The organism is Sandaracinaceae bacterium (assembly GCA_020633055.1).
Lineage (GTDB): Bacteria > Myxococcota_A > Polyangia > Polyangiales > Houyiibacteriaceae > JADJJE01.
In genome coordinates, this window is sequence record JACKEJ010000004.1 from 909930 (window position 1) to 929073 (window position 19144).

The 19144-nt window shown below is 71.3% G+C and carries 16 protein-coding genes; 10 read left to right on the forward strand and 6 right to left on the reverse strand.

Annotated features, from left to right (window positions below; translation table 11 throughout):
* Positions 1–36: 36 nt before the first annotated feature.
* Entirely contained in the window at positions 37–1404 is a 1368-nt protein-coding gene (locus H6726_03690) for an amidase (GenBank protein ID MCB9656729.1), read from the reverse strand.
* Positions 1401–1895: a DUF2505 family protein gene (locus H6726_03695; GenBank protein ID MCB9656730.1), complete on the reverse strand. Its 495-nt coding sequence runs from the start codon at positions 1893–1895 to the stop codon at positions 1401–1403. Before H6726_03695 ends, H6726_03690 begins: the two co-directional genes overlap by 4 nt.
* Positions 1896–2010: 115 nt before the next feature.
* Between H6726_03695 and H6726_03700 the strand changes: the two genes are divergently transcribed.
* Together H6726_03700 and H6726_03705 are read left to right on the forward strand one after the other, a co-directional pair.
* On the forward strand, positions 2011–2475 hold the full coding sequence (locus H6726_03700) for a hypothetical protein (GenBank protein ID MCB9656731.1): 465 nt from the start codon (positions 2011–2013) through the stop codon (positions 2473–2475).
* A gap of 28 nt (positions 2476–2503) precedes the next feature.
* Positions 2504–2974, forward strand: a complete 471-nt coding sequence (locus H6726_03705; GenBank protein MCB9656732.1) for a hypothetical protein — start codon at positions 2504–2506, stop codon at positions 2972–2974.
* 14 nt (positions 2975–2988) lie between these two features.
* Here H6726_03705 and H6726_03710 read toward each other — a convergent pair whose 3' ends face one another.
* A complete protein-coding gene (locus H6726_03710; GenBank protein MCB9656733.1) occupies positions 2989–4743 on the reverse strand; it encodes a hypothetical protein in 1755 nt (584 codons plus the stop codon).
* Between the two features lie 490 nt (positions 4744–5233).
* Between H6726_03710 and H6726_03715 the strand changes: the two genes are divergently transcribed.
* Positions 5234–7210 (forward strand): long-chain fatty acid--CoA ligase, encoded by a 1977-nt coding sequence (locus tag H6726_03715; GenBank protein ID MCB9656734.1) that lies wholly within the window; start codon positions 5234–5236, stop codon positions 7208–7210.
* Between the two features lie 13 nt (positions 7211–7223).
* The gene (locus H6726_03720) at positions 7224–7763 is read left to right on the forward strand and encodes an SRPBCC family protein (protein MCB9656735.1); all 540 of its coding nucleotides are present in this window, start codon (positions 7224–7226) and stop codon (positions 7761–7763) included.
* A 97-nt stretch (positions 7764–7860) separates the two neighbouring features.
* Here the strand turns inward: H6726_03720 and H6726_03725 are convergent, their stop codons facing one another.
* Positions 7861–8439: a DUF1266 domain-containing protein gene (locus tag H6726_03725; protein ID MCB9656736.1), complete on the reverse strand. Its 579-nt coding sequence runs from the start codon at positions 8437–8439 to the stop codon at positions 7861–7863.
* Positions 8440–8872: 433 nt separating this feature from the next.
* On the opposite strand from H6726_03725, the gene H6726_03730 reads away from it, so the two are divergent.
* Genes H6726_03730 through H6726_03740 form a run of 3 tightly spaced genes read left to right on the forward strand, consistent with a single transcriptional unit; the run spans position 8873 to position 13799 of the window.
* Positions 8873–9847 carry a hypothetical protein gene (locus tag H6726_03730; GenBank protein ID MCB9656737.1) on the forward strand — a complete coding sequence of 325 codons (975 nt, stop codon included), beginning with the start codon at positions 8873–8875 and terminating at the stop codon, positions 9845–9847.
* Positions 9844–11844 carry a hypothetical protein gene (locus H6726_03735; protein MCB9656738.1) on the forward strand — a complete coding sequence of 667 codons (2001 nt, stop codon included), beginning with the start codon at positions 9844–9846 and terminating at the stop codon, positions 11842–11844. The genes H6726_03730 and H6726_03735 overlap by 4 nt, the downstream gene beginning before the upstream one ends.
* On the forward strand, positions 11841–13799 hold the full coding sequence (locus H6726_03740; protein MCB9656739.1) for a protein kinase: 1959 nt from the start codon (positions 11841–11843) through the stop codon (positions 13797–13799). Before H6726_03735 ends, H6726_03740 begins: the two co-directional genes overlap by 4 nt.
* 75 nt (positions 13800–13874) lie before the next feature.
* Here the strand turns inward: H6726_03740 and H6726_03745 are convergent, their stop codons facing one another.
* Together H6726_03745 and H6726_03750 are read right to left on the reverse strand one after the other, a co-directional pair.
* Positions 13875–14747, reverse strand: a complete 873-nt coding sequence (locus H6726_03745; GenBank protein ID MCB9656740.1) for an SDR family oxidoreductase — start codon at positions 14745–14747, stop codon at positions 13875–13877.
* Between the two features lie 2 nt (positions 14748–14749).
* Complete coding sequence (locus tag H6726_03750) at positions 14750–15250, reverse strand: hypothetical protein (GenBank protein MCB9656741.1); 501 nt, start codon at positions 15248–15250, stop codon at positions 14750–14752.
* A gap of 89 nt (positions 15251–15339) precedes the next feature.
* Between H6726_03750 and H6726_03755 the strand changes: the two genes are divergently transcribed.
* Genes H6726_03755 through H6726_03765 form a run of 3 tightly spaced genes read left to right on the forward strand, consistent with a single transcriptional unit; the run spans position 15340 to position 19138 of the window.
* Entirely contained in the window at positions 15340–16461 is a 1122-nt protein-coding gene (locus tag H6726_03755; protein MCB9656742.1) for a D-alanyl-D-alanine carboxypeptidase family protein, read from the forward strand.
* The gene (locus H6726_03760) at positions 16458–17726 is read left to right on the forward strand and encodes a trypsin-like peptidase domain-containing protein (GenBank protein ID MCB9656743.1); all 1269 of its coding nucleotides are present in this window, start codon (positions 16458–16460) and stop codon (positions 17724–17726) included. Before H6726_03755 ends, H6726_03760 begins: the two co-directional genes overlap by 4 nt.
* Positions 17723–19138 (forward strand): hypothetical protein, encoded by a 1416-nt coding sequence (locus H6726_03765; GenBank protein ID MCB9656744.1) that lies wholly within the window; start codon positions 17723–17725, stop codon positions 19136–19138. Before H6726_03760 ends, H6726_03765 begins: the two co-directional genes overlap by 4 nt.
* Positions 19139–19144: the final 6 nt, after the last annotated feature.

Sequence of the window (19144 nt, forward strand, 5' to 3'; positions counted from 1 at the left end):
CGCCGCGCGGCGACGTCGCAAGGCGCTCGCGAGGCCCTATGCGGGCATCGTGACCAGCGGGGTACCCAGCGCGTCCAGCACGGCGCGCCCCAGCGCGAGCAGACGGCCGTCGTCGCCGCGCTTGCCCACCAGCTGCACACCCAGCGGCCGCCCACCCACCATGACGGGGAGCGTCAACGCCGGGTTGCCGCTGGCGTTGAGCGCCGCCGTCCACGCGCCCAGCAGCGCAGCCCGGTCGAAGCGCTCGGCGGCCCCACAGCGCGCGAGCTCGCCCACGCGCAGGGGAGGCACGGCAACGGTCGGGACCACCCACAGGTCCGTGTCCGCCAAGAGCGCGTCCACCCGCTGCGCGATGCTGTGCCGGGCGTGCATGGCATGCGCCTTGTGCACGTCGCGGCCCGCGTCGCGCAGCCAGCGCGTGGTCGGTTGGAGCAGGCGCGCGGAGATGACCGGCTGCGCCGCCACGAGGTACTGGAAGATGGGCAGGAACTCCGCGACGGTTCCCTCGAGCGCCGGCGCGGCCTGGACGCGATGACCTAGCTCGCCGAGCACACGCGCGACGACGTCCACGGCCGTGACCACATCGGGGTGCGTCTCGACCAGCGGGCTCTCGACCGTGGTGGCCACACGCAAGGACGGTACGTCACCCCAGCAGGCGTTGGAGAAGCCCCCGTGCGGATCGCCCGCGAGCACGTCCAGCAGGGCTGCGGCGTCCGGCACGCTGCGCGCGATGGGCCCGATGACCGAGATGCCGATGGTGTCGAAGGTGTCCATGGGGTTGGGCACCAGGCCGCGCGTGGTCTTGAGGCCCACCAACCCGCAGAACGCGGCGGGGATGCGAATGGACCCGGCGCCGTCGCTCCCGGGCGCGATCGGCAGGAGGCCCCCGGCGACGGCAGCCGCCGAGCCTCCGGACGAGCCGCCCGCCGTGAGCTCGAGGTCCCACGGGTTGCGCGTGGGCGGGCCGAGGTCGGTCTCGACGAACGGCAGGATGGCCAGCTCGGAGGTGGTGAGCTTGCCCGTGATGACCAGGCCCGCGCGGCGCACGGCAGCGCTGGTGGCGTCATCGAAGGGTGACCACATGTGCCGCCACGCGCGGGACCCCATGCGCGCGGGAGCGCCCGCCGTGAAGTGGAGATCCTTCAGCCCCGTGGGCAGCCCCCAGAGCGGGCCACGCGGCTGATGGGGGTCACGTCGTCGCTGTCGGTCGAGCGCCCGCGCCGCCGCGAGCGCCCGCTCGGCCCCCACGTGCGCGAACGCCCCCAGCGCGCCGTCGCGCGCCTCGATGCGCGTGAGATAAGCCGCAGTCAGCGCCTCGCACGTGAGCTCCCCCCGTCGCAGCAGCGCCGCTTGGTCGAGCGCCGACAGCGCCAGCAGCTCGCGCAGCGGCCCGCCGCCGCTCATCCCAGCTCGCCGCGCAGGTACTTCCCGATCAGCGTCGCGCTCTCGTCGTAGCTGCGCTGCAGCGCGCTGCGCACGAAGGCCTCGACCACCTTGCCCACGCCCAGCGGGATCTTCGCGTCGATGTCGAAGTGGACGATGCGCGTGAGCTTGTCGGCACCGAGGGGCTCCACCGCCTGGTAGCCGGTGATCGTGATGTTGCCCTTCGAAGGATGCACCACGAAGTCGTAGCGGCCGGTAGCCGCGTCGGTCTGCCCCTTCTCGTGGAAGTGCAGGTCGTCCCCCATGACCTTCCGCACGACGGCCGGCACGTCCGTGCTGGGCCAGGTCTTCACCTCACGCTCGCCCGTGGTCGGGTCGCGCTTGATGAGCTGGTAGCGCATGTCGAGCAGCTTGTGGATGGTCTCCTGGTAGTGCTCGTTCCAGTGGACGCGCTCCATGAAGTGAGCGGGGTTGGTGGGGATCTCGTGGCGCAGCGTGACCTGGGTGGACATGGGCTGGCTTCATACCCGTGCGGCGCAATGCTGCGTAGCCCCAAACAAGGATATTGTGGACCACTGACGGGAATGTGACGCTGCCATGACGGAGTGTACACATAGCGACCTCAGCATGCCGGACCTGCCCCCCAACCCACGACCGCGCCCATTTCGCACGCTCCTCGCCGAGCACCAGGCGCGCGACTATGACGAGCTGGACGACGGACGCGGCATGGTGCGGCTCTGGCACCTGGGGCATCGCATCGGCGTGTTCGAGTCGTCGGGGTCCCTACACGAGAGCCACGCCGCGTTCATCATCCAGTACCACGCGCGGCACATCGAGGCCTACGCGCGCCCCTGGTACACCTTCGGGAACTGGATGACGCTCAAGGCCTACACGCCAGACGTCCGCCGGCTGCTGACCGACTGGCAGGCGTCGCAGCGCTATGACGGAATCTACGTCGCACACGACTCGCGGCTGCTCGCCATGAGCATCGGCATGGCGAACAGCGTGCTCGACAACAGCGTGAAGGTGGTCCCCAACGAAGAAGCGCTGGACGACATCCTGATCGAGGTTCGCAAGCAGACGGGGACGTGACATGGCCTGGAACACGGTACCCTGAGGCATGACGTCGGAACGGCTCACCCAGCGCCCCCCTGCGCGCCCCTTCCGCACGCTGCTGGCTGAGCACCAGGGGCGCGACTACGACGAGCTCGACGACGGCCGCGGCAAGGTGCGCATGTGGCACCTCGGTCATCACATCGGGGTGTTCGAGTCGTCCGGCAACATCTGCGAGGCCCACTCGGACTTCATCATCGCGTACCACCAGAAACACATCGAGGCCTTCCCACGCCCTTGGTACACGTTCGGGAACTGGATGACGCTGCTGGGATACACGCCCGAGGTGCGGCGCACGCTGACCGAGTGGCAGCGCGAGGCCAAGTACGACGGGCTGCACGTGGCCCACAACTCGCGCCTGCTGGCCATGAGCATCGGCGTGGCGAACGCGGTCCTGGAGAACACGGTCGAGGTGGTCGTCGAGGAGGAGCTCCTGGACGACGTGCTGGTCGCGGTGCGCAAGCGCATCGGCGTCTGACCGCGTATCCGCCGTCAGGGAGACGCGAGTGTGCCGAACGGGCGCGCCTGCAGGAACACCACACGACCGTCGGGCAAGATCGCCAGCTCCACGTCGAACGCGCCGGCTTCGTCGCCACGGGCGCGGTAGAGCGCTCGTAGGCCCGTGTCGAGCGTGCGCAGGTCGTCCCGCAGGCGACGCGCCACCGGTGGGTCGAGCAGCCGCGCACGTGCTGTGGACGCACCGTTCACCAGCTCGGGCGCGCTGCCCAGGTAGAGCAGCCACTGCTCCGCCGTCCCCTCGCCTGCCGTCACCGACGACCCCGCTGCGGCGAGGTTCAGCACGTACCCCGCGCGGTGGCCGTAGGGGTTCTCGGTGATGGCCACGCCCAGGGCGCGCGCGGATGCGAGGAACGGCTGCACCAGCACGGCCATCCCCACGTCGCGCTCGGGCACCCCGGCCCGGGCACGCTCCGCACGAGCGCGCACCGAGAACGCGCTCCGCCACACGCGCAGCAGCCCATCCCGGAGCGCCTCCGCGTCACGCGCGTCCACCACCACCGACTCGTACAGGCCCGCGCCGCTGAAGCCGGGGAGGTCTTCCGCGTTGGCGCTGGAGCGCAGGATCACGCGCTCTGCCCCGAGCGCGCGGGCGCGCTGCGCCAGGTCGTCGACCAAGCCCTGCTCAGGCGCCCGCAAGGTCGGAGGGCTCGCGACGAGGTCTCCGCGATGGCGAACGAAGTGGCCTATCGGCACGACGAAGCCGTCCAGCACGGGCAGCCCCAGGCGCCGCACCTCCGCCAGCTGGGCCGCCTTGACGCCCACGCGTCCCACGTCCGCCAGCGTGAGCCCCGCCAGTGACACGAGCGCCATGGCATCGGCGTCCAGCGGTGGGACGCGTACCGCGGCGGTCGCGGACGGCTGTGCAGCCGAAGAGACGGGCTCGAGCGAGAAGCCCCGCGCGCCCACCACCAGCCGCGCCGTCCGCCCCTCGAGCGCGAGCCACGCAGGATCCGTGAGCACGCCGCGGAGCGCCATGGTGGGCGTGGCGCGCGCAGCCGAGAGCACCGCCACGTGCGAGAGGGGCGTCTGCAGCTCGGCCGTCACGAGGCCGCGTACGGGGGGCAGGTCGATGGGTGTTGTGGCGGTCACGAGGAGCTCGTCCCCACGCAGCGCGTCGACGTCGAGCGCGCCGCGCACGAAGCGCACCACCCCCTCGGCCTGCCCGCGCGTCACGGGTTGGTAGCGCACCGCCCCCCACAGGGTCGACGCGTCCAGGACGGGCAGCCGGGCGCGCGCCGCGCCGTCCAGCTGATGCGCGCTGCGCGGGTGGAAGCGCAGGCGCTCCCCCGCGAAGTGTCGTGCAGCGACGCGCGCGAGCATGGACGCGATCTCGTCGGCCCCGAGCGTGTCGGCCGGCCCCAGCTCGAACGCCCACAGGTCGCCGTCCACGAAGTGCACCAGCGAACCCAGCACGTAGTCACGGTCGGCGCGCAGGTAGTTGCGTGTGCCGAACTCGCGCAGCGTCGGATAGCGCCCCTGCTCCTCGGGGTGCAGGTGCAGCACGAACGCGTGGTGCAGCGGCCAGCGCTCCGACTGGCAAAAGTGGAGCTCCTCGCGGCGCCGGTCCCAGACCACCTTGACCACCTCGGTGTGCGCCACCGCGTGCTCGTCCGAGGGCGCCGCCAGCCGCGCCCACGCCTGCGCGTCCGGCACCGACGGCAGCGCGTCCAACGTCGGGTCGGCCGCGCCCAGCACGAGCGGCACCACCGCTCCCACCGGCGCGCCCATGGACGCCGCATCCTCAACCGCGCCAGGCCCCGCGCCCCCTGACCCACCTCCCGCTCCTGCCACGACCGCCGACCCACCCGCGCCCGCACCAGGGTCCCGAGCGCCCGGCTCACCCTCCGCACCGCACGACCAGAGCAGACTCACCGCCAGCCACGCGCAACCCAGCCGAACGTGGCGACACCAACGCATGCGCCGAAGCCTATCGCGCAAGAGCGCCCCGCCCCAGCCGCGAGCCCACACACTCAAAGCCCGACCCCACCAGCCCATCCCAGCCCCCATCGCGAGCCCCGAGCCCACACACTCAAAGCCCGACCCCACCAGCCCATCTCCGTCCCAGCCACGAGCCACGAGCCCCCCGCCCCGAAGCCGGATCCCACGCGTCCATCCCGCGCCCCGTCGCGAGCCCCGAGCAGAGACGTCGCCGAGGGAGAGGGGCGGGCCGCGCACGGGTGTCGGGGGGGCCCCATTCCAAGCGCCTCGGCGCGCCGGAATGGGGGAGGCACCGCAGGGAGCGCCTGCGCGACCGAGCCCGTGCGCGGCCCGCCCCTCTCCCGCTCACGATCACGTCATCAAACCGGCTACCCCCCACGGAGCCCACAGGACCCGTGAGAACCGGCGCCCCGCTTCCATTTTGACTCAGAAACGCTACCCTCCTGCGGCGCCGACCGCAGTGGACGGTCGCTCCCACCAAGAAGACCAAAGGCTAGTTGTGGCGGACACCATTCCTTCGCGCCTCCTCGGGCAGGCCAACACTCGACCCTCCGCACCCGCTTACTACGTGCGCGACGCCGGCGTCTGGCGCGCCACCAGCTGGGGCACCTACTCGGACCAGGTGAAGCAAGCAGGCCGCGCCCTCGTGGCGCTCGGTCTCGACGTGGGCTCCACCACGACCATCCTCGGCTTCAACCGGCCCGAGTGGGTCATCATGAACGTCGCCACGATGGGCATCGGCGGCGCCGCAGCGGGCATCTACACCACGTGCTCCCCAGTCGAGGTGGCCTACATCGTCAACCACTCGGAGGCGCCGCTCATCCTGGTGGAAAACGAGGACCAGTGGCTCAAGGTGAAGGCCGAGCGCGCCAACCTGCCGCTGCTGAAGCACGTCGTCACCATGAAGGGCGCCCCGCGCATCGCCGACGACATGGTCATGACCTGGGACGAGTTCATGGCCAAGGGCGACGCCGTGCCCGAGAGCGACTACCTCGAGCGCGTCCATGCGCTGAAGCCCGAGAGCCTGGCCACCTTCATCTACACCTCCGGCACCACGGGCCCCCCCAAGGGCGTGATGCTCTCGCACGAGAACCTGGCGTGGACCGCGGCCGCCGCGCGCGACATGAACGACCTGCGCAGCTCCGACGTGAGCCTGTCCTACTTGCCGCTGAGCCACATCGCCGAGCAGATGTTCACGGTCCACGCGCCCATCACCACCGGCGCGCGCGTGTACTTCGCGGAGTCGATCGACGCCGTGCCGGAGAACCTCAAGGAGGTGCAGCCCACGCTCTTCTTCGGCGTGCCGCGCATCTGGGAGAAGTTCCACGCGGGCATCAGCAGCAAGCTCAAGCTCGCCACGGGCCCCAAGGCCAAGCTGGTGGAGTGGGCCATGAAGGTGGGCCGTGAGGCCAACCTCACGCCGCACGGCAACAAGGGCCTGCAGTACAAGCTGGCGCAGAAGCTCATCTATTCGAAGCTCAAGCCCGCCATCGGCCTCGCCCGCGCGCGCATCTGCGTCAGCGGTGCCGCGCCCATCGCGCAGGAGGTGCTCGAGTTCTTCGCCAGCCTCGACGTCATCGTGCTCGAGGTCTACGGCCAGTCCGAGGACACCGGCCCCACCTCGTTCAACATGCCGGACAACTACCGCTTCGGCAGCGTCGGCCCGGCCGTCAAGGGCGTGGACGTGAAGATCGCAGAGGACGGCGAGATCCTCGTGCGCGGGCCCAACCTGTTCATGGGCTACTACAAGGACAAGGAGGCCACCGACGAGACCCTCGTGGACGGCTGGCTGCACTCCGGCGACCTGGGCGAGTTCCGCGACGGCTTCCTGTACATCACGGGGCGCAAGAAGGACATCATCATCACGGCCGGCGGCAAGAACATCGCCCCGAAGAACATCGAGGCCTCGCTCAAGAACCACGAGCTCATCAACGAGGCCGTGGTCATCGGCGACCGGCGCAAGTACCTCACCGTGGTCGTCACGCTGGACCCGGAGGCGTCGGCGGCCTGGGCCAAGGAGCGGGGCCTGTCGCTCGAGGGCCTGGGCGAGCACCCCACCCTGCGCGCCGAGATCCAGAGCGCCGTCGATCACGTCAACACCGAGCTGGCGCGCGTCGAGCAGATCAAGAAGTTCAAGGTGCTGGCCCGCAACCTGACCATCGAGGACGGCGAGCTGACCCCCACGCTCAAGGTCAAGCGCAAGAAGGTCTACGACCACTTCGCGACGGACATCGAGTCCATGTACGAAGGCGCCTGAGGCGGGCCGCGCCATGCGCCGGCTGATCGTCGAGTCCGAGGCCTCCCGGCAGGTGGACGCCCCCCTGCCGGACGTGCGCGCGCTGTTGTCGGACTTTCCGCGCGCCATGCGCCTGCTCCCGATGGTGGGGCTGGTACAGGCGCTGCCGGCCGACGACGCGGCGTACGTGGCTGGGCGTGAGCGCTTCCGCGTGCACCTCGGCCCGTTCGGCGTGGGCGGCTTCCGCGGCACGCTGCGCCTGGTGGTCGACGTGGTGCGCGAAGCCACGGAGGACCGCTACGCGCTGCAGGTCACCACGGTGGCGGGCGAGGGCAACACCGACGCTTCGATCGACTTCGTGGCGCGCGGCGTACTGGGAGGAACCAACGTTCACTGCCACGTGTGGGCTGCGCCCCGCAAGGACATCCCGGCCATGCTTCCCCTCGGCATCGTACGGCGTGCGGCCAGCCGCGTGTTGGAAGCTGCGCTCAGCGAGGGACTCGAGGGGCTGTGGCGGCAGGTGTGCGTGGACGAGCTGGAGTACGAGCCGACCGAAGGTCCGGTACCCTCGTAGCCTGACGCCCCCGTGCAGCGAGTCGACGCATGGGCGTGGCCGCCAGTGGCTGGAGGCCGCGAGGAGGCACCGCTGGGACCGCTGCCGAGCGCGGCGTTCAGTCGAAGGGCGCCTTGAAGTCCGCCTTGGGCCACACCTGCTGCGACAGCACGGGATAGTTCGCACGCACGCGCCCACGCGCCTCGGGGTCCTGCACGCCAGAGCGGTCCTGAAAGGCGTGCATGCCCGCCTCGAAGGCGGTCAGGTACTGCTCCCAGCTCGCGTAGCGGCTCTGCAGCACCTCGGCGATGCGCAAGGTCCAGTCACGGTTGTCGCCGTCACTCAGCAGGCCTGCGGCAACGGCGATGCGGACCGTGTCGGCCGCCCGCCCCGCGTCCCACGCGAGGTTGCCGGTCTGGCGGCCGCGCACCAGGTCTTCGAGCAGCGAGTCGAGGTCGTTCGCGTTCTCGATGCCATACCAACTGCGTAGCGAACTCTGCGCGCGGTCCCGGTCCCACGATGCGCTGTCTTCCAGTCCGGTCCAGGCCCCGTAGACGCCTGCCAGCCACAGCGCGGCACGGTTCCCGCGCAGGCGCGAGCGGAGGAAGACCCAGGCGAGCGTCGCGAAGATGGCGAACACGGCGAAGGCCACGATCAGCACGGCGGGAATGAAGGTGCTCTGATCCATCGAGTTCATGGGCTCGTCGGAGAGTGTCTCCCGTCTGCCCACGCTCGTCTACAGGCCCCGTCCGCAGGGCGTGACGAGAACGCATGGCCTCCATCGACACGCAGTGCCACCTATGGATGCCTTACGATCAATCACGTCGGACCGATAGCCAAGTCAACACACATTCCAAGAAACTCAAACACGATTACTACGTTTCCGTAGGCTGACTTGTGGTCCCGTGCGGGTCGCCTCTAGCACCATCCGGTGTCGTGCTTCACACCCATGAACGACACGAATTCAAGCGTCACTGAAAACACACCTCCTAAAATGAGACGTAGATGACCTAAGTCGACGATGTCGAAATTTTTTTATCTCTGTGCATTGTCCGGTCACACCGTCTTGATCTATGGTGATCACCAGTGGGGATACGCAGGTGAACATCACTCGGTCAGCCACGGCTCTGATGAGCGGGGCCAGTTCGAAAAAACGTCTACAGCACACCGCCTTCTGGGGGCTCGGTGTGGGGCTGCTCCTGAGCATCGCAGGGGCGCTCGCGTCGCCCTGCCGTGCGCAGGGCACACCGCGGCCGACCACCGTCGTGCTGCGCACCGAGGCGGCGCCCGAGCTGCGCGAGCTAGCGGACGCCACCGGCCGATTGATCCGGATGGAGATCGACCGCGCGGAGACGCTCGACACGCGGGGCACGCCCGCGCTCTACCTCGAGGATCTGCAGATGGCGCTCGGCTGCATGGGAGAGACCGCCGAGTGCCTGACGGTCGTTGCGAACGAGCTCGGCGTCGCGACACTGGTCTACGCCTCGCTCGAGCGCTCGGCCGCACGCCTACTGTTGACCCTGGCGTACTTCGACGGGGTGCGGGCTCACACCGTCACACGCAGTGTGGAAGCGCCCACGCCCGACAGCGCCATCCTCGACGTGGTCCGCCCCCTGGTGCGCGAGGTGCTGGGCCTGCCGCCCCTCCAGGAAGCTCGGCCCATGACGGCGGCCGGACCAGACGCGACCCCCGAGACCACGCCCGACCCTCTGGCTGCGGAGGACGCCATCCCCACGCAGCCGCGCGAGCGACGCGGCCTGCGACCCGGGGCCTTCGCCGCCGCCGGCGTGGCGGCTCTCGCGCTGGGCGTGGGCGCGTTCATGGCGCGCGAGCACACGCACGCGGAGGACGACTACCGCGACGCCCCCGTCGCCGTAGCCAGCGAGGTGGACTGGGCGCTCGGGCGGCGTACACACGCCCAAGCCACAGGACGCGCCTCGGTCGCGCTGTTCGGGGTCGCGGGGGCCGCAGCGGTGTCGGCGGTGGTGCTCGGCTTGATGTCGCGGGGCGCGGCCGGAGAAGACGGCGAGGACGAGCCCTCCGTCGCGCCGTCGGTCGTCGTGGGCCCCGGGGTCTTCGGCCTGACGCTGGGAGGGTCCCTGTGACGCGGGCGCGGGCTACGCTCCTCGCCGCCGGGAGCTGCCTCGCGTGGGCGTGCAGCGTCCCGCTGGACGCGAACCCGGCCTTCCGTGGGTGCGAGGCCGACGCTGACTGCGACGAGGGCGCCGAGGTCTGCCACCGAGGCTTCTGTGTCGCGGCAGCATGCGAACCGGAAGACATGCTCGACTGCTACACGGGCGCGACGCCAGACGGTGGCACGCCAATCATCCGGGGGGTGTGCCGTGTTGGGCAGCGCAGCTGCGTGGACGGCCTGTTCGGGCCGTGTCGGGGCCAGGTGCTGCCCGGCATCGAGGTGTGCAACGGGCTGAACGACGACTGCGACGAGGACATCGACGAGCAGCCGGAGGCCAGCTGCGAGACGGGCCAGCAGGGGCAGTGCAACCAGGGCCAGCCCGCCTGCGCGGGGGCCGAGATCGTGTGTCGCCGCGTGCAGGATCCGCGCTCCGAGGTGTGCGACGACCTGGACAACGACTGCGACGGGGACATCGACGAGCAGGCGGACATGGCCTGTTTCCCTGCCGGCACGAATGGTTGCACCGAGCAGCCGGCCGGGTCGGGCAAGTTCGTGTGCCAGGGCGTGTGCAGGGCGGGCGTCTCCGCGTGCACGTCGGGCGTCAGCCAGGAGTGCGCTGGCGCCGTGATGGCGCAGACGGGCGACGGCTGCACCCTGATGGGTCAGGTGGCGCTGGACGACGACTGCGACGGTCAGGTGGACGAGGACTGCTCGGCGTGCGGCGTCGCGGGCAGCACCCAGGGATGCTACGGCGGCCCCGTGGGCACCATGGACGTCGGTGCCTGCGCCGCTGGGGCGCAGACTTGCCTGGGGGACGGACGCTGGACGGCATGCGACGCGGTCACCCCCGAGGCGGAGTCCTGCGCCAACCTGTCGACCGGGGACGACGCCGCGGCCGACAACGACTGCAACGGCGTGACGGACGACATCGAGGGGCGTGGCGAACCTTGCGTCGGCGCAGCACAGGGGCGCTGCGCCTTGGGCGCACGGGACTGCCAGTCCGACGCGCTCACCTGCGTGTCCCCGCCGGCCATCGCCGAGCTGTGCAACGGCGTGGACGACGACTGCGACGGCGTGGTCGACAACGGCTTCGACCTGCTGGGAGACGAGGCGAATTGTGGCGCGTGCGGGCGTCCGTGCGCCGAGGGGCTCGCGTGCTGCAACGGCAGCTGCGTGAACACGCAGAGCGACGGCGCCAACTGCGGCACCTGCGGCAGCGCCGCCGGCGAGGGGCTCGCGTGCTGCAGCGGCAGCAGCCGCGACACCAGCAGCGACCCCCAACACTGCGGTGCGTGCGGGCGAGCCTGTGGAGCGGGTCGCAGCTGCTGCGATGGGGTGTGCGTCGACACGTCCCGCGACGCGGCTCACTGCGGCAGCTGCACGCAGGCGTGCGAGGCAGGACAGACCTGCTGCCAGTCTGGCTGTCGCGCACCCGCCTCCAGCTTCTGTCAGGGCTGCGCACAGGACTGCGTGTCCATGGACCGGGAGTGCTGCATGGGGGCGTGTGTCGACACCGACACGGACCCGTCCAGCTGCGGGAGCTGCGGCAACAGCTGCGACCCCGGCGAGCTGTGTTGTGATGGCGGCTGTGTCCCGGACGACACGGCCAACTGTGGCACCTGCGGCAACAGCTGCGCGCCGGGCTCGCTGTGCTGTGGGGGCCAGTGCACCCCGCAGGGCGCGGCCAACTGCGGCACCTGCGGCAACGTATGTGGCTCGGGCCAGGCGTGCTGCGGCGGGAGCTGCGTCGGGACCCAGACCAACGACGCCGCATGCGGACGCTGCGACAACCCATGCGGCAACGGCCAGACCTGCTCGGGCGGCGTGTGCTGTGGGCCCGGCCTCACGGGCTGCGGCGGCAGCTGCGTCGACACCAAGACGAACGAGGACCACTGCGGGGCCTGCAACGACGTGTGCAGCGGCACCTGCATCAACGGCAGCTGCTGCATCCTGGTGTTCTGCTCATGAGTACCAACCGCGAACCCAGCCGCTCCGGCGAGCAAGAAGACCCGCTCATCGGCATGACCCTGGCCAACCGCTACCGCATCCTGCGGCGCCTCGGCGAGGGAGGCATGGGCGTGGTGTACAGCGCGCGCCACGACGCGATGAACCGCGACGTCGCCGTGAAGGTCATGCTCCCGCAGACGGCGGCGGACCAGGTCGAGGTGCAGCGCTTCTTGGGGGAGGCGCGCATCGCGGGCGGGCTCGGCCACCCGAACATCGTCGAGGTCTTCGACTTGGGTGAGCTGGGCGACGGGCGACCGTTCTTGGTGATGCCCCAGCTGCACGGCGTAGGCTTGGACGCGCTGCTGACGGACCACAGGCGCATGCAGCCCACGCACGTGGCGACGATGGCGCGCGGCGTCGCGGGCGCGCTCGACGTGCTGCACGCGCAGCGCATCGTGCACCGGGACCTCAAGCCGCAGAACCTGTTCCTGTGCCGCCAGGCCGACGGCACCAGCGTGGTGAAGCTGCTGGACTTCGGGCTGGCGACGCTCCTCGGCGAGCGGGACGTGCGGCTCACGCGCACCAACATGATCGTGGGCACACCGCAGTACCTCGCGCCGGAAGCGGGCGATGGCCGCATGCTGGACGCGCGAGGCGACGTCTACGCGCTCGCCTGCATCGTGTACCAGGCGCTGACGGGGCACCTGCCGTTCGAGGGCAGCACGGCGGGCGAGATCATGCGTCGCAAGATGGCGCTGGACCCACCCCCGCTGTGCGCGCACGGAGACGCCTACACCACAGCCATGGAGGAGGCCATGGCCCGCGGGCTGCACTACGATCCCGACAGCCGCTACCAATCCGCGGGAGCGTTTGCGGACGACATCGTGGCGGCGGTCACCGAACAGTTCGGACCCGTGCCCCGGTCCATCCCCATCGATCAGACGGGCACCCCACGCCTCGGACCGCCCACTACGTCGGACCAGAAGACCACCTCCATGGGCAACGCGCAGCGCCATGACCTGCTGCGAGTGTTCCACCCGGAGCCCACCACGCGCACGCCGGTGGACACGCGTGTCTCGCGTGATGGCAAGACGTCGTCCTTCCGCCGCGGCGTGGAGCGCAGGGTGCCGCGGGTGTCGCCGGGCCCGTCGCTGCCCGACACGCCCGGCGCACGGGACTCGGACGCCAGCCCGGAGGTGCTTCACAAGGCCCCCGAACGGAGGCCCTGGGTCGCGTTCGCGCTCATGGCGGTCGCCGCGCTGGGGGGCGGGGTCATGTTGACGTGGCGGCCCGGCGAGGACCGCGCCGACGCTGCGGCTGAGTTGCCAGCGTCGCCCGCACAGCCGAGCACCGCCCCGACCGTGTCTCCCATCCGTGACGACGGACGCGACGACGTGCAGGGCCCCGCGCTCGGGACCCGCGCGGTCGTCGGCGCGGCGGAGCGCAGCCACGAGGATGGGGTCGGCGAGCCACGCGAGGAAGGCGCGACGGGCAGCGCCCTCCAGGTGGCGACGTCGCCCGCGAGTCCCGACGAGCACAGGGTCGCCGCCCTGGGCGCGGGGGCACCTCCCACCTTCCAGGGCGCGCCTCGGGTTGGGCCCCGCGCGGCCGCAGCGCGAACGGAACCCGCCGAAGCCGCGACTAGCGCCCCGAGCACCACCGCTCAGACCCTCGAGCCGACGGGCCAGGCGGCCAGCGGGGCGGAACCCGTGCCCACGGACCGCGAGCGTGCCGCCGCTCTCGTGTCCGAGGGAACGCGCCTGCTGGTCGGCGGGCACCTACCTGCGGCCGTCGAGAAGTTCCGCGAAGCGACGCACGCGAACCCGGGCAACGGCGCCGCCTGGCGTGGGCTGGGGTTGGGCTACCAGCACATGGGGCGCAACCCCGAGGCGCGCCGCGCGTTCGAGCGCTACCTGCGCCTGGCCCCCAACGCGAGCGACGCCGACAACATCCGCGCGCGCCTCACCCGGCTCTGAGCAGCACCGAGCGTCGTCAGCGCGCCCGCATGTCGGGCGCCCCCGTCATCGCCAGGTGACGCACCCAGCGCGTCGTCAGCCAGCAGAGAGATCGGGCGCCCCCGTGATCACCAGGCTGCGTGCCCAGAGCGCCGCCGCCAGCGCGTCGTCCTGCGCCAACGCGCTGGGCTGCGCCTCGCGGCACTCGTCGTAGTACCGCCCGCTCACGCCCGTCAGCTCCGGCGCGGTCGCGCAGTACAGCGTGGTGGCAGCGCCCTGCTCCACGGTGATCATGAAGCGCTTGGCGATGGCGTCGAACGGCCACGGGATCTTGCGCCAGATGTCGGTCGCCACGACACCCGGGTGCAGCGCGTAGGTGGTCACGCCCGTGCCCGCGAGGCGCTGCGACAGCGTACGGCTGAAGAGCACGTTGCCGAGCTTGCTGACAGCGTAGGCGCCCATACCGGTGAGTGAGCGCGCGGGCTGCTGCAGCTGCTCGAAGGGGATGCCCTTGGCCCGCAGATGCACCTTGCTCGCCACCGTGACGATGCGCGCCGGCGCCGAGGCCACGATGCGCTCGGCCAACAGCAGGGTGAAAAGGAACGTGCCCAGGTGGTTCACCGCGAACATCAGCTCGTAGCCCTCGGGCGACACCTCGCGCACCCCGGCCAGACCGGCGTTGTTGACCAGGAGGTGGATGGGCAGGTCGCGCGCGAGCAGCGCCTGCGCGCTCTCCCGAATGGCGTCGAACCGCGCGAGGTCGAGCGCCAGGAACTCGACCTGGGTGTTGCCCGTCTCGGCGACGATGGCGTCGATGACCGGCTGCGTCTTGGCCTGGCTGCGGCACGCCAGGATCACGTGCGCGCCACGCCGCGCCAGCTCGAGCGCCGTCACGCGACCGATGCCGGTGTTGGCGCCGGTCACCACGCACACCCGCCCGCTCATGTCGGGCAAGTCGAACGCGGCCACGCTCAGCCCGCAGCCGCTTCGTCGCTCGGCGCTTCCTCGGCGCCCTCGCCCGCCTCGGGCTCAGCCGCGCGGTTGGCGACCGGCTTGCCGGCCTCGACCCAGCCCCGGATGCCCGGGCGCATGACCGCCACCTCGCGACCGGCCTCGCGTGCGCGGGTGGCGGCGTTGTCGGAGGCGGTGCACTGCGTGCTACCGCAGTAGAACACCAGCAGCCCATCGGCCGGCAGCTCGCTCATGGCGTACTCGCTGGAGGAGGTGAGGAGGACCGCGTTGGGCACGGTGCCCATGGAGTCGCGGGTCTCTTGATGGTTGGCGTCCACCGGGCGGGCGCCACCCGACTCGAAGAGCGCGGCAGCTGCGGCCACGTCCAGCTCGCGGATGGGCGCGGCCTCGGCGGCGGCGCTGGTGCTCTCGGGAGCGGTGGCTTCCTCGCCACCGCAGGCGAGGCCCAGCAGCGCGAAGACGACGGTGAGGAGGGAGAGGCGGGTGCGGAGGAGCTTCATGGTGCCGAACACGATGCAAGACCGGAGCGGGGCGCGCAATAGTCGCGGCACACATCGCATCCGGCGTTGGATTCTGGTATCCCCCCTGTATGTGGACGGCGGCGCGGGCGGCGCTCTCGACGGTGATCGCGATCGGTGCGTGGACGCTGACGTCGGCGGCGGCCGCGCAGACCATGAGCCAGGTGGCCAGCGGCCAGAGCTCTTGCACCACCGCAGGCGGTGAGGGTCTGTCGACGCAGCTGGTGGACGTGCAGCGCTGCCTGCACCCGGGGCAGTTCGTGTCGTTCGCCAACGCCAACATCACGCCCACCAGCGCGCGCGTGCACCTGGTGGCGCAGGCCAGCGCCCGAGACGCGCTGCAGGTCGCGGCCGCCAGCGTGCCCCTGCAGATCAACTCGGGCTTCCGGCCCCTCTCCGATCAGTACCTGCTGTGGGCCTCGGGGAACTGCGCCGTGGTGGCCGCGCCGGGCAGCAGCAACCACCAGAGCGGGCGTGCCGTGGACGTGGACAACACGGTGGAGGCCCGCACGGCCCTGACCGACGCGGGCTGCGTGTGGCTCGGCGCGAGCGACGCCGTGCACTACGACTGCCCGGGCATGGACCTGCGCGCCGACGCTGTGCGGGCGTTCCAGCGGCTGTGGAACATCAATCACCCGGAGATGCCGCTGGCGGAGGACGGCGACTGGGGCCCCATGACGCTCGCCGCGATGCAGGCGTCGCCTGCGGCCGGGTTCGCGCTGGGCGGGCTGACCACCTGCGGCCCGTGTGCGGCGGGGGCGGACCCCAACGCGTGTGGGACGTGCGGCCCTGTCCCCGTCGAGGTGTGCGACGGGAACGACAACGACTGCGACGGAACCACGGACGAGGGCTGCGGGACGAGCGACCCCGACGCGGGCGTCAGCGCCGATGGGGGAACGGAGCCGGACGCGGGCGTGGTCGACGGGGGCACGCTGGACGCCGAGACCGACATGGACCTGGGCGCCGCGGACGCGTTCATGACGGTCCCGGATGGCGGCGTCGGGCTCGACTTCGACGCCGGCCGGCCACACAGCGGCTGCAGCGTCCTGGTGGGGCGAGCGCGACCTGGCATTCAGGATGGCACCGAGGGCACGCGGCCCTTCGGGGGTCACGTCCTGCTCGCGCTGCTGGGCTGCGCCTTGCGGGCCCGGATGTTGCGCCGCCGCCCTGGACCCACAACCATGGGCGCATGAAGCGGTCACTCTCGATCTTGCTGCTGTTGGGCGCCCTTGGGTGTGACGCGAGCGGGGCCCCCACGCCCACAGGGCAGCAAGCGGCGGTGGTGTACGACACCGATGACCGTCAGGACGTGTACGCCCACCCTTCCGTTGCACTGCGCGGCGTGGCGCACGACGCCATCGTTGCGCTCATGCGCCCCAGCCGCCTCAACGAAGAGCTAGACGGAAGCTTTACCCTCAAACCGACGCTCACGCTGGGCGAGTCCTACGACCTGTGCGCGGACCAGCGCTTCGTGGATCAGCCCACCCCCGCCTTCTGCTCGGGCACGCTGATCGCCCCCGACATCGTGGTGACGGCCGGCCACTGCGTCACGACCCAGAGCCAGTGCCTCAACACGCGGCTGGTGTTCGACTATCTGTACACGGCCGCGGACCAGCTCAGTCCGCTCGAGGCCGACGACGTGTACAGCTGCGTGGAGCTGCTGGCGCAACAGGACGGCGTGATGGACTACGCGTACCTGCGCCTGGACCGCGCCGTGGTGGGTCATGCGCCGGCGACCCTGGCGGATGGCCTCGGGACCAGCTGCCGCAACGTCGTCGACGAGCAGCCCGTGGCCGTGCTGGGCTTCGGGTCCGGCCTCCCGCTCAAGATCGATACGGGAGGGATAGTCACCAACCCATCCACGCGCGGTAGCTACTTCTTCAACACGTCGCTCGACACCTTCGGCGGGAACAGCGGCTCGGGCGTGTTCAACGCAGACCACAAGCTGGTGGGCGTGCTGTCGCGTGGGGCAATCGACTACCGGCAGCGGGCCGACGCGGGCTGCAGCGAGGTCAACGTGCTACCCGAACGCTTCGGCGCCGAGGAGGTCGGCCACGTCCTGCCCACGCTGGTGAGCTACTGCGAGACCGCGACCGCGCCCGACACCACGCTTTGCGCGCACGCTGACGCGAACTGCGGGGCCACCCCGAACGACGCAGGTGTGGACGGGGGCCCATCCAATGACGGGGGCCTCGACGGCGGGGGCCTCGACGACGGGGGCCTCGACGGCGGGGGCCTCGACGGCGGAGTGGACCCCGCGGACATGGGCATCACGGGTGATTCCGCCGCAGCCGACATGGGCTCCGGGACACGCAAGCGTGGGTGCCACGTCCTCCCGGGCGACGGCTCGGGCGCAGCCGACGGCCTGTGGCTGGTGCTCGGCACGGTGCTCCTGCGACGTCGACGAGGAGCCCACGAGCGTGGCCAGCGCGAGACGCGGCCCAAGGGGCACGCGTGACCTACCGCGTCACGCACCACGCCGTGCGCAACCCCGAGACCGACGAGCGGCGAGGAACCCGTGTCCCCTGGCGCGCCGCTCACGCACCGACGGCGGCGCGGTTCCGCGCCGTGTGCGTCGTCGCAAGCGCGCTGATCGCCACGCCGACCGCCGCCCAGACCGAGCAGGCCGAGCCCACCGAGCAAGCCGAGCCCACCGAGCAAGCCGAGCCGGCCGCCCGGACCGAGCAAGCCGAGCCCACCGAGCAAGCCGAGCCGGCCGCCCGGACCGAGCAAGCCGAGCCCACCGAGCAGGCCGAGCCGACCGAGCAAACCGAGCCGGCGCAGGCGACCCCGAGCCCAGCCCGCTGGACAGTGGCAGGTGTGGCCGGCGCCGACGCGAACGTCGCGCCCGCGTTCACCGGGCACGGCTTCTTGGCGGTGCAGGCCGCGCGCAGCGAGACGCTGGGGGGCACGCTGCGGCTGACCTACAACACCGACACGCTGGACGCGACCCTCGAGCGCCTGCCTCTGGCCGACCGACTGGAGCTGACGGTGGGGCTGCGCGGCGAGGCCCTCATCGCGGGGCTGAACCTCGACTACTTCCAGCGCGGGCGCCGCCTGGGCGACCGCGGCTTCTATGCCAGCTATCTCCAGGGCCATGTGCGGCTGCAGGGGCACCTGCCCGCGCACAACACGGTGGAGCTCGAGACCCAGGTGCGCCGCTGGTGGTTCCGGCAGATCGGCGACGACAGCGTGGTCCTGCCCCAGGAGACCTGGCACACGCAGCTGCGCCTCTCCTGGATCTACTGGAACATCCAGGTCCCCGCCGCCGAGTGGGAGGCGCACCGCGTGTTCCAGCGCGTGGAGGGCTTCGCGTTCCGGGTGGCCGCGGACGTGCTCGTGCGGGGTCGCGCGGGGGCCTTCGGCGCCGAAGTGGCCCCTGGGCAGTTGGACCCCCGCAACGACGCCGGGCGCGTGGCGACCACGCTGCGGCTGTGGGCGGCGGCGGGTGTCCGCAGCGGCGCCCTGCGCGTGGCGGGCGAGCTGAACGGCGCCTGGGGCACGGGGCACGACGACATCACGCGCGACCGCCTGGGCGGACTGACCCCTTATGTGGTCCGCATCCCCGGCCTGCCGTGGGCCGCGCTGCTCTCGGAGCGCTACCTGGTGGGCGAGGGGCGCCTGGCGCTCGGCGTGGGGCGAGACCGACCACACGAGCTGGGCGTGTTGCTGGCCGGGGGTGTCGTGAACGATCCGCGACGCGACGGAACGCGCGAGGCGGGGCTGGTGGGCGGGGGCGCCCTGTTCATGGACCTGCGCTTCGGGAACTGGCAGCTGCACGCGCAAGGGGCCATGGCGGCGCCGGTGGGGTGGCTGCGCGGAGGCCCCTACCTTTCTGGACTGGGGACCGTGGGCGTCCGACTGCGCTGACACTAC